Genomic DNA, 10,607 nt, shown 5'->3' with positions numbered 1-10,607 from the left:
AAACGCTTTTAACCACGCTACCCTAAGTGTCCACAGCGTGCGGTTTTGATTCATAGGTGCCCCAAAAGCACGGTGCTCGCAAGAGCCACGGATGTTTGAAACCCTCCTTCTCGCGAATCCCGACATAGACACGCTTCGCCACCAGTGCTCTCGGGCAAAATCAAACACGCCCACGGTCAGCACAGCCCTACCCGCATTTTTTTGCCCCATTTCGTGATGTGCTGGTTGAGTGCTCTGAGCGGTCATTTCCCCAGGCCACTGTCATGGCATCGCGCGTATTGCTGCTTCATGTCTTGGCGGACTGATTCGTGACCTATTCGGTCGTTTTTCGTCGTGACGGCCTCACCCATTTTTGCGGCTTAGTTTCTTGGTGGGTAATCTGTGTGATTCGTTCTGCGTACTGATTTGACGGGTGGTTCACGCGGATAGCGCGGGGTGCTCATTGAGCGGGTTCAATCACTGGTGGCGAAGCGTGTCAGAACCCGTGTTCGGAGAAGGAGGGGTTCACACATTCTCCGCTCTGGCGAGCACCGTGCTTTTGGGGCACCTATGAATGGGAACTGCACGCTGTGGACACTTAGGGTAGCGTGGTTGAAAGCGTTTTCTTTGCTTCGTTTCTTTGTCGCTAAGGACCAAGAAATGACGTGCCGCCACGCACAGTGGCTAACAGTGATAAAGAGAAAATCCGACTCTCGCAGACCACTAACGTCGAAAGCACCACCCCGGCACTGACCCCAACCGCTACCCTTGAAATCTAGCACTCCGACCACTAACCCAAAACCGAACCGCAGCCCTTTACCGCGCAGGCAAAATCACCCCTCGGCATTCGCCGAACCCCACCCGATACCCCTCACCCTGACACCACCCGGTAAGCATCAACTCATCGCCGTCTTCAATAAACCTGCGCTCGCCGCCCCCCTCCAGCGCAATCGGGCGCTGCCCGTTCCAAGTCATCTCAAGCAAGCTTCCGCATGAATCCGGCGTCGGACCGCTGATCGTGCCGGAACCCATCAGATCGCCCACGCGCGTATTGCAACCCGCCACCGTGTGATGCGCGAGTTGCTGCGCCATCGACCAGTACATCAGCTTGAAATTGGTTCGCGTGAGCTTCGTCGCCGACTCAGCCAGCGCCGGCCGCAGATGCACTTCGAGTTCGATATCGAATGCATGATTGCCGGCGTGGCGCAAATACGGAAGCGGTTCGGGTTCTTGCAACGGCGTGCCTGCACGGAACGGTTCAAGTGCATCGAGCGTAACGATCCACGGCGAGATCGTGGTCGCGAAACCCTTCGCGTTGAACGGCCCGAGCGGCACGTATTCCCACTGCTGGATATCGCGGGCACTCCAGTCGTTGAGCAACACCATGCCGAAGATATGCGACTCCGCATCCTCGCAATCAATAGGCTCGCCCAACGCATTCCCCGCGCCGATAATAAACCCCGTCTCCAACTCAATATCCAGCTTCCGGCATGCGCTGAACACTGGCCGCTCAGCATCGGGCAGCTTGATCTGGCCGCTCGGCCGGCGCACCGGCGTACCACTCACGATCACCGATGAAGCGCGCCCGTTGTACCCAATCGGCATCTCCGACCAGTTCGGCAGCAGCGCGTTCTTCGGATCGCGGAACATGGAACCCACATTGGTCGCATGTTCCCTCGATGAATAAAAATCCGTATAGCCCGGGATATTGACAGGCAGATGCAGCGTTGCGCTTGCCCTGGGCACGAGTGCCCGCGAGCGTAACGCCGAATCGTTTTTCAGCGTATCGCAACCGACTGTTAGCAGCGCGCTCACCTGGACACGAACGTGTCGCCACGCATCGCGCCCCAATGCGATAAACGCATTGAGCGTCGGCTGCGCGAACACCGGTTCGCATTCGATCAACCCCGCTCGATGCACGACGGCGAGGTCGAGAATCCAGTCACCGATCGCCACCCCCGCGCGCGGCAGCGGATTGACTTCATCGGTGAAAATGCCGAACGGCAGGTTCTGGATCGGGAAATCGCTGAGCTGATCGTTCGCGGAATCGATCCAGCTTTTAAGCCTTGCATCGCGCGTTGCTTCAAGCGCTTCATGCGCATCCTGCGCGTCCTGGTTGCGGCCGGTTGAAAAACTCATCGTTGCTCCGGGTTGAAATGTTTGGTCAGTCCCTGCCAGCACTCGTAGTAATGCGCCTGCAATTGCGCTGTTTCCAGAGCGAAGCGGGTTGGCTTGATCAGCGTCCGCGTTTCGAACATGAACGCCATCGTGTCGCCTACTTTCACCGGGGTCGATGTATCCGCGTTCGACGCCTTCTCGAAGGTCCCCGCATCCGGCCCATGTCCGGACATGCAGTTATGCAGGCTCGATCCGCCGGGCATGAACCCTTCGGATTTCGCGTCATAAACACCATGCACAAGGCCCATGAATTCACTCGCGACGTTCCGATGAAACCAGGGAGGCCTGAAGGTATCTTCATTCGCGAGCCAGCGCGGCGGGAAAATCACGAAGTCGATGGCATCCACTCCCGGCGTATCCGTCTGCGATTGCAGCACGAGAAAGATCGACGGATCGGGGTGATCAAAGCTGATCGAACCGATGGTGTTGAACAGGCGCAAGTCGTATTTGTACGGCGCATAGTTGCCGTGCCACGCGACCACGTCGAGCGGCGAATGGCCGATATCCGCACGCCACAAAACACCATTCATCTTCGCGACGAGTTCGAACGCACCCTCGCGGTCTTCATAAGCTGCGTGCGGCGTGAGGAAATCGCGCGGGTTCGCAAGACCGTTCGAACCGATAGGCCCCAGATCCGGCAGCCTCAACAACGCGCCGAAGTTCTCGCAAATGTAGCCGCGCGCGGCATTGTCCGGCAGCGTGACCGAAAAACGCACGCCGCGCGGAATGACCGCTATTTCAAAGGGTTCTATATCGAGCCGGCCGAGTTCGGTAGCAATCGATAACCGTCCTTCCTGCGGCACGATCAGCAATTCGCCATCGGCACTATAGAAGAAGCGGTCCTGCATCGAACGGTTCGCGGCGTAGAGATGGATCGCGCAGCCTTGCATGGATTCGGCCGCGCCGTTGCCGGCCATCGTCACCCAGCCATCGATGAAATCCGTGGGCGCGTCGGGCATCGGCAATGGATCCCAGCGCAGTTGGTTCGGCGGCGTGGGCGGCACCTCGGCGAAGTTCGCGACGAGCTTCGCGCGCAGGTCATTACCTTCAATCTGCGTGAACGGTTGATGCACCGCCGCCGGCCGTATCCGATACAGCCACGAGCGCCGGTTGTGCCCGCGCGGTGCGGTAAACGCGGAGCCCGAAAGTTGCTCGGCATAGAGACCGTAGGCCACGCGCTGCGGTGAATTGCGGCCGAGCGGCAGCGCGCCGGGCAACGCCTCGGTGGCGAAGTCGGCGGCGAAGCCCGACTGATAGTGACGGCTCGTCTCGGTGTGACTCGTGAACGCGCCGGGCGATTCAGGTTTCATGGTTTGTCCTTTTCTACAATTTCATACGCTGGCGGTTGAGGCCTAAACGGAGGCCTGAACGGAGGCATCAACGGACGCCGCAACGCCGCTGCGCGCCATCGACATCGCTTCGCGCAGCACAGTCATATCGCCGATCTGGTTCGACAGCAGCAGGATCAGTTTCGCGTTCACTAGCTGACTTTCGTCGTTGCCAAGGTCGCGATGCATATCGATCAGCGCTTCATAGAAGGCATCGGGATCGGCGAGGCGCAAGGTGGTATCGAGCATGGCGGACCTCATCACGCAGGCAAGTGCTTCGCGGACGGCCTGGGCGTCTAACGAACGAGCGCGCATCGCGATGTGCTGAGCGGGCGCAGCAAATAAAACGTTCCCTGATGTGCATCGAAACGACGGGCCAGGAGACCTTTCACGTCTTGCGCCATGACCGGCGTGGCTTGCGTGTCGGCGACGAGCACCGCGTCGTCCCCAATCACAATGCCCGTATTCGGATCGCCCTCTGCCGTGTACGCATACGCGTGCTCGGAGAGGCGCTCGAATGTCACCTTCTTTTCCGCCAAGTCAGCTTGCGACGCGAATTCCTTCTCACCTGCCATGAACGTCTCCTGATAGATTGTCGCCTCAATTACGAATAGTAAAACGAATTACGTTAAGTGAAATTAATGTTAACCCTAAGCATAAGCAGGGAGTTGATTTCGGTTCATATCAATATGTGGATTTTGTGCAAAGCACCACCCGCAGCGCTGCTACCATCAACGCTACACCTCTCACAGACTCCCCCTTCATGATTGCGCCAACCGTCCAGCAACTCGTTTCGCGCGCCGCGGACTACCCGTTTCCCGGCGCGCGCATTGTCATGGGCGAGGGGACGAGCGCCGGCACGGCCGTCGCGTTTTACGAGGGGTTTTGCCTGGCGAGCGCCTATGAGCCTATCTTCGATGTCACCACGCGAGGGTTACCGCAATCGCTGACGGCATCGGTGGAAAGTGCTGAGCGATTCGGCGACGAACTGGGTTTCCAGGCACTGACGCTCACCGCCGATGGCGCGTCGTTCGATCCGTTTGCGCAACTCGACGACGACCCGAGGCTGGTCGAGCTCGACCGGCTCTCACGCGCCTTGCACGCGTTCAATTTCTTTGGCGCGCAGCGGCCGGGCTTGCTGTTCCTGCGCGTTCACGAACGTCTGCTGAAGAGCGTGAAATACGATCACGGCAAGCACTTCTCTTCGGTATTGATCGAGTTTGGATTGAATCCGGCGCGGATTGTGATCGAGCTGCCGCCGGCGGCGGTCGCGCATCGGACGTTCCTCGGGTATCTCGTGAAGAGTTATCAGAAGTACGGGTTCAAGGTCGCGGGAAATTTGCCCAACGCCGGGCAGATCATGTCCGTGTCGGATATGGCTCGGCTGGATTTCATCAAGATGGATGCGGGCTCGGCGCTGCGGGATTCCGTGGTGAAGCCGTTGGTGGGGTATGCGCACCGGCTAAAGATTCCACTCATATTTAGCCACGTCGCGGACGAAGCGCAGTTCGAATCGCTCCAGCAATTCGATGTGAGTTTTGTGCAAGGGCCCGCGTTCGAAGCGCACGCGATTGGGCCTATTGGACGGTAGGATCGTCGGCATTTCCCGAACCGGTGTCCGTCTACCCTCCACCGTTATGAACTGAAAATCACCTGGCGGTGAACCCGCCATCGATCGGCATGACGATGCCTGAAATCATCGCGGCAGCGTCACTCAGCAAAAATAAAATCGGCGCGGCCACTTCTTCCGGCTCAACAAACCGCCCCAGCGGAATGCCCTTCAACGCCGGATCGCGTTTAGCGGGTTCGCTCCATGCCTTGATTGCCATCGGCGTAAGCGTGACTGTCGGATTAACGCTGTTCACGCGAATCCCGTGCGGGCCGAGCTCAAGGCACAACACGCGCGTAATCGCGTCGAGTGCGGACTTCGACGCGCAATACGCGAGGTGATCTTCTATCCCCACCAGCGCCGCCTGACTCGATACATTCACGATACTGCCCTGCTTCCCTGCGGCCATCATCGCCCGGGCGACCTGCTGTGCGACCAGCGCCGCGCCCCGAGCATTCACCGCCATGAGTTGATCGAAATCGGCAGCGGAAAAATCGATGCCTTTATCCAACGCCGTCGTGCCTGAACAATTGACGAGGCCATCGAAGGCATCGAGGTCTTTCAAGGCAAGCGCTATCTGCGCCGGATCCGATACATCGAGAACCAAGGGCTCGCAGCCAGTTTCATCGGCGAGGGTTTGCAGTGCTTCCTGATTGCGCGCCGCTGCGACCACGCGCGCGCCCGCAGCGCGCAAATGAACAACCGTCGTCCTTCCAATGCCACTTGATGCGCCCGTAACCAGCACCGAGCGTCCGCTGAAATCGAAATGTGTCTGCATGAATCAGGTTGCCTGCAAGCGATGGATGATCGGCTTCAACGCCGGATATAGATGGATACGCCCGCGCTCGATGGATGACGTCTGCCGCTCCGCGTCCCGCGTGAAACATCGTGCGAGCCACGACCGAAACTTATCCCTGACACAACAAATCCACCACTGAAATTGAATCCACTAACCGATATTTTTTTGATTGCGTCAACGCGTAGATCTCAATGAATCGAATTTTGTGCAGCGCAATAGCTTTCAAGCCGCGACGAAGCGTTCAAACCTCACTCAAACAATCGACGCAAAAACGCAAACGGAAATGCTGCGCAGTGCCTTGACTTTCATCGAATCGAATACGATCATTCGCTCACAGAACGAGCAAATGATCGACGCAACACGGATTTGGCTCTGCGCCCACCCCGTGTTCGACGACAACGAGACACAGCACAGCGCCCGGCACCGCATGAGGCGCATCCAGTTCAAAGGAAGGACGACATGACTACCGAAAGCCACGCGGCCGCCGACGTGATCCTGCACATCGGCGCGGGTTCTTTTCATCGTGCGCATCAGGCGTGGTATCTGCACAAGCTGATTGAATCCGGAGACACGCGCTGGTCGCTGACCGTCGGCAATATTCGCGGCGACATGAATGCCGTGCTGGAGGCGCTGGCCGCCCAGAACGGCACCTATACGCTGGAAACCGTCACGCCGCAGGGCGAGCGGGCGTATGAAACCATCCGCTCGATCACGAAGGTCGTGCCGTGGGCAGCGGACCTGAACGCGCTTGTGGCAGCGGGTGCTGCACCCGAATGCAAGATCGTATCGTTCACGGTGACCGAAGGCGGTTATTACCTCGATGAACACCATAAGCTGGATACGGCGAATCCGGATCTGGCCGCCGACCTGAAGGGCGCCCGCACGACGATTTACGGCGCGCTCGCCGCCATTCTCGACGCTCGCATGAAGCAGAACGCGGGCAAGGTGACGCTGCAAAACTGCGACAACCTGCGCAGCAACGGGGACCGTTTTAAAGCCGGCATGCTCGAGTTCCTGCAATTGCGCGGCGAAACTGCGTTGCGCGAATGGATGATCGCGAATACGTCCTGCCCGAACGCCATGGTCGATCGCATCACGCCCCGCCCGACGCCCGATGTCCGCGAACGCGTGCTGGCCGCCACCGGTGTCGACGATAAAGCCCCCGTCATGGGCGAAGCATTTATCCAGTGGGTGATCGAGGACGAATTCATTGCAGGGCGGCCGGCATGGGAAAACGTCGGCGCGGAAATGGTCCACTCGGTGCTCCCGTACGAGGAAGCCAAGATCCGCATTCTCAACGCGACGCATAGCTGCATCGCGTGGGCGGGAACGCTCGTCGGGCATCAATACATTCACGAAGGCACGCAAGACGCCGAGATCCGCACGCTCGCCGAAACCTACGTCACCGAAGACGTGATTCCTTGCTTGTCGCCGAGTCCTATCGACCTGGCTAAATACCGCGATGTGGTGATCGACCGCTTCGTCAATCCGTATATCCAGGACACGAATCAACGCGTCGCCGCCGATGGCTTCTCCAAGATCCCCGGGTTTATCGCGCCGACTCTGCGTGAATGTTTTGCGCGTCACGTCGATCCGAACGCGACGGCCATGTTGCCCGCGCTGTTCTTCCGCTTCCTCGAACGCTGGCACGAAGGCAAGCTGCCGTACGTGTACCAGGACGGCGTGATGGACCCCGCCACCGCGCACGCTTTCTTCGAAGCAGACGATCCGGTGAAGGCTTTTGTGGCCGATAAACTGCTCTGGGGCAGTCTCGCGCAAAGCGCCGATCTGGAACGCGTGCTGCGCGCGGCGCTAGGCCGTGTCGATACGTGGCTCGCCAAGCGAGCCTGAGCTGCTCAATCGCCCTTCTTCATGCCCGTCCGGTGTTATTGCCAATGGCGTAACACCGGCAGCGGCGCTACATTAGCGCCTCCGGTTTCCCGCGGCTTTAAGCCTTCATCAAGGGTTCGTCCATGTATTTAGGCATCGATCTCGGCACCTCCGAAGTAAAAGTTCTCCTGCTCGCGAGCGACGGCAGTGTCGTTGGGACAGCGGGTACGCCCTTCACCGTTTCGCGTCCGAAACCGCGGTGGTCCGAGCAGAATCCGCTCGACTGGTGGAACGGCACGCGCGCCGCGCTCTTCGCTCTACGCGATAAATTCCCCCAAGAATTCGCGCAGATTCGCGGGATCGGTTTGTCGGGACAGATGCACGGCGCGGTGCTGCTCGATTCCGAAGATCGCGTGCTGCGGCCGGCGATCCTCTGGAACGACATGCGCAGCGACAAGGAATGCGACGAGCTGACCGAACGCGCGTCCGAGTTGCATCGGATTGCCGGCAATCTCGCGATGCCCGGTTTCACCGCACCGAAGTTGCTATGGGTGCAGCACAACGAGCCGGAGATTTTCAATCGGACGGCGTGCGTGTTGTTGCCGAAGGATTATCTGCGGCTGCATCTGACGGGCACAAAGGTGTCCGATCCGTCGGACGCCGCCGGCACCTTGTGGCTCGATGTCGCGCGCCGCGACTGGTCCGACGAGCTGCTCGCCGCCTGCAACATGACGCGCGCCCAGATGCCGGCGCTGGCCGAAGGCAGCGAGCCGTCCGGCACGCTGCTGCCCGCGCTTGCCCGTGAACTCGGATTGCGCGATGGCGTGATCGTCGCGGCCGGCGGCGGCGACAATGCGGCAAGCGCGGTCGGCATTGGTGCGACGGAACCGGGCGATGGCTTCCTGTCGCTCGGGACATCGGGCGTACTGTGCGTGGTTGGCGATCGCTTCCGGCCGAATCCATCGTCCGCGGTGCATGCGTTCTGTCACGCCATTCCCGATCGCTGGCATCAGATGAGCGTGGTGTTGTCGGCCGCGAGCTGCCTGCGCTGGGTCTGCAAGCTCACCTCCACCGATGAACCCACGCTGCTCGCTGAAATCGCCGCGCTGGAACCCGCCGCGCTCGAGATCGCGCCGCTCTTCCTGCCGTATCTCAGCGGCGAGCGGACGCCGCATAACGACCCGTACGCGCAAGGCGTGTTCTTCGGCATGACGCACGCAACCGATCGCGCGTTGCTCGGTTACGCCGTGCTCGAAGGCGTGACGCTCGCGCTGACCGATGGCCTCGACGCGTTGCAGGCCGCCGGCACGGAAGTGCACGCGCTGTCGCTTTTGGGCGGCGGTGCGCGCAGCAAGTACTGGGGCCAGTTATTAGCCGATGCCCTCAACACCCGCACGCGCACGCACGGCGGCGGCGAGACCGGCGCGGCGCTTGGCGCGGCACGGCTCGGCTGGCTGGCCGCGGGCGGCGATCCGGCCGTGGTGCTTGCCAAACCACCCGTGAAGGACGAGTTCATCCCGAACGCGGAACGCCATGCAATCCTGCGGCAACGGCTGAAGAGTTTCCGCGAGTTGTATCAGCACGTGCGCCCGTTGTTCGATCCGGCGCGTCCGCGGCTCGCGTGATGGTTTGCGTGATGACTTAAGCGGCGCCCCGAGCGTTTCTGTCCTCAGGCGCCGAGCGTGCACAATGTCGATCTTTCGTGTGCCTTTATGGCGCGCGATTCTCTTTGTATTCGACACGAACGACCAGACATCGAGCCACCGTGCCCAAGTCCAACGAAAAACTCGATCTCGCCACCCGCGCCGCGTGGCTGTATTACGTCGCGGGCAATACGCAGAATGAAATTGCGGAGAAGCTGCAGATCTCGCGGCCCGTCGCCCAGCGGCTGGTTGCGTTCGCGGTGGAAAAGAACCTGATCCGCGTGCGCGTGGACCATCGGATTGCAGATTGCCTCGCGCTGGCCGCGAAGTTATCGAAGCGATACGGCTTGTCGATGTGCGAAGTCGTGCCCATAGACGGCGATTCGCCTGAGCAAGTGGATCGCAAACTGGCGGTCGCGGGCGCGCAAGTGATGGAGCGTTATCTCACCGATGAAAAACCGCTCGTGGTCTCGATCAGCAGCGGCCGGACGCTCAAGGCCGTGGTGGCGCAAATCGGGCAACTGGAGCGTCCGCAGCACCGTTTGGTGTCGATGGTCGGGGCGATCGCCCAGGACGGCTCCTCGAACCGCTATGACGTCGCACAGCACCTCTCCGAGAAGACCGGAGGCAAGCACTTCATGCTGCCCGCGCCGTTGATGGCCGACACGCATGCTGAGCGCGAGCAGTGGTGCAATCACCGGTTGTATCGGATTGTCGATGCGCTGTCTGGGAACGCCGATGTCGCGTTCATTGGGATTGGGAATATCGGGATTAATTGCCCACTGCATGAGGACGGGTTTATCACGACCGCCGAAGTGGAAGAGATGATGCAGGCCGGTGCGGTGGCTGAGTTGCTCGGTTTGCCGATTGATGCGCAAGGTGTGCGCGTGGTGTCGACTACTGGCGAGCGTGTGACCAGTTTGCGGCTGGATGCACCGCCGAAGCGGCCGACTATTGGGTTTGCTGGTGGCTCGAGAAAACGTGATGCCGTGATTGCGGCGTTGCAGGGGAAATGGCTGTCGGGGCTGGTGACGGATGAGTTGTGTGCGCAGGCCGCGCTGGAGGCTTGAGGTGGCTGGGGCGGGGGTTTAAAGGGGTGAGTTCTGGCGTTAGTGGTCGGAGTCTATGCCGGGGTGGTGCTTTAGATGTTAGTGGTCTGCGTGAGTCGGATTTTCTCTTTATCACTGTTAGCCACTGTGCGTGGCGGCACGTCATTTCTGATATGACTTTCCGTGTCAAGC

General features: G+C 60.1%; 9 protein-coding genes and 1 pseudogene. 5 read left to right on the top strand and 5 right to left on the bottom strand.

What is annotated here, in order from left to right; translation table 11 throughout:
- Positions 1 to 795: 795 nt before the first annotated feature.
- The 4 genes and pseudogenes from fahA to GSQ93_RS17195 all read right to left on the bottom strand — a co-directional run.
- The gene (gene fahA / locus GSQ93_RS17210) at positions 796 to 2,118 is read right to left on the bottom strand and encodes a fumarylacetoacetase (RefSeq protein WP_158936878.1); all 1,323 of its coding nucleotides are present in this window, start codon (positions 2,116 to 2,118) and stop codon (positions 796 to 798) included.
- Entirely contained in the window at positions 2,115 to 3,467 is a 1,353-nt protein-coding gene (gene hmgA / locus GSQ93_RS17205) for a homogentisate 1,2-dioxygenase (RefSeq protein ID WP_158936877.1), read from the bottom strand. The genes fahA and hmgA overlap by 4 nt, the downstream gene beginning before the upstream one ends.
- Positions 3,468 to 3,509: 42 nt before the next feature.
- Positions 3,510 to 3,734 carry a DUF2783 domain-containing protein gene (locus GSQ93_RS17200; protein ID WP_158936876.1) on the bottom strand — a complete coding sequence of 75 codons (225 nt, stop codon included), beginning with the start codon at positions 3,732 to 3,734 and terminating at the stop codon, positions 3,510 to 3,512.
- 140 nt (positions 3,735 to 3,874) lie between these two features.
- Positions 3,875 to 4,060: pseudogene (locus GSQ93_RS17195) on the bottom strand (MBL fold metallo-hydrolase); the annotation flags it as partial.
- A gap of 188 nt (positions 4,061 to 4,248) precedes the next feature.
- Between GSQ93_RS17195 and GSQ93_RS17190 the strand changes: the two are divergent.
- Positions 4,249 to 5,076 (top strand): EAL domain-containing protein, encoded by an 828-nt coding sequence (locus tag GSQ93_RS17190; RefSeq protein ID WP_158936875.1) that lies wholly within the window; start codon positions 4,249 to 4,251, stop codon positions 5,074 to 5,076.
- 58 nt (positions 5,077 to 5,134) lie between these two features.
- On the opposite strand, the gene GSQ93_RS17185 is transcribed toward GSQ93_RS17190, so the two are convergent.
- Entirely contained in the window at positions 5,135 to 5,872 is a 738-nt protein-coding gene (locus GSQ93_RS17185) for an SDR family oxidoreductase (RefSeq protein WP_158936874.1), read from the bottom strand.
- 226 nt (positions 5,873 to 6,098) lie between these two features.
- Here GSQ93_RS17185 and GSQ93_RS17180 point away from each other — a divergent pair, with 226 nt between their 5' ends.
- From GSQ93_RS17180 to GSQ93_RS17165, 4 genes are all read left to right on the top strand, one after another.
- Entirely contained in the window at positions 6,099 to 6,356 is a 258-nt protein-coding gene (locus GSQ93_RS17180; protein ID WP_158936873.1) for a hypothetical protein, read from the top strand.
- Positions 6,353 to 7,744 carry a D-arabinitol 4-dehydrogenase gene (dalD, locus tag GSQ93_RS17175; RefSeq protein ID WP_158936872.1) on the top strand — a complete coding sequence of 464 codons (1,392 nt, stop codon included), beginning with the start codon at positions 6,353 to 6,355 and terminating at the stop codon, positions 7,742 to 7,744. Before GSQ93_RS17180 ends, dalD begins: the two co-directional genes overlap by 4 nt.
- Before the next feature lie 122 nt (positions 7,745 to 7,866).
- The gene (gene xylB, locus GSQ93_RS17170) at positions 7,867 to 9,348 is read left to right on the top strand and encodes a xylulokinase (protein WP_158936871.1); all 1,482 of its coding nucleotides are present in this window, start codon (positions 7,867 to 7,869) and stop codon (positions 9,346 to 9,348) included.
- Between the two features lie 140 nt (positions 9,349 to 9,488).
- The gene (locus tag GSQ93_RS17165) at positions 9,489 to 10,436 is read left to right on the top strand and encodes a sugar-binding transcriptional regulator (protein ID WP_158936870.1); all 948 of its coding nucleotides are present in this window, start codon (positions 9,489 to 9,491) and stop codon (positions 10,434 to 10,436) included.
- The last annotated feature ends 171 nt before the right edge of the window (positions 10,437 to 10,607 follow it).

This window comes from Burkholderia sp. S171, assembly GCF_009766085.1.
GTDB lineage: Bacteria > Pseudomonadota > Gammaproteobacteria > Burkholderiales > Burkholderiaceae > Caballeronia.
Note: the sequence above shows the minus strand (reverse complement) of the source record. Positions and strands in the feature narration are given on the sequence as shown.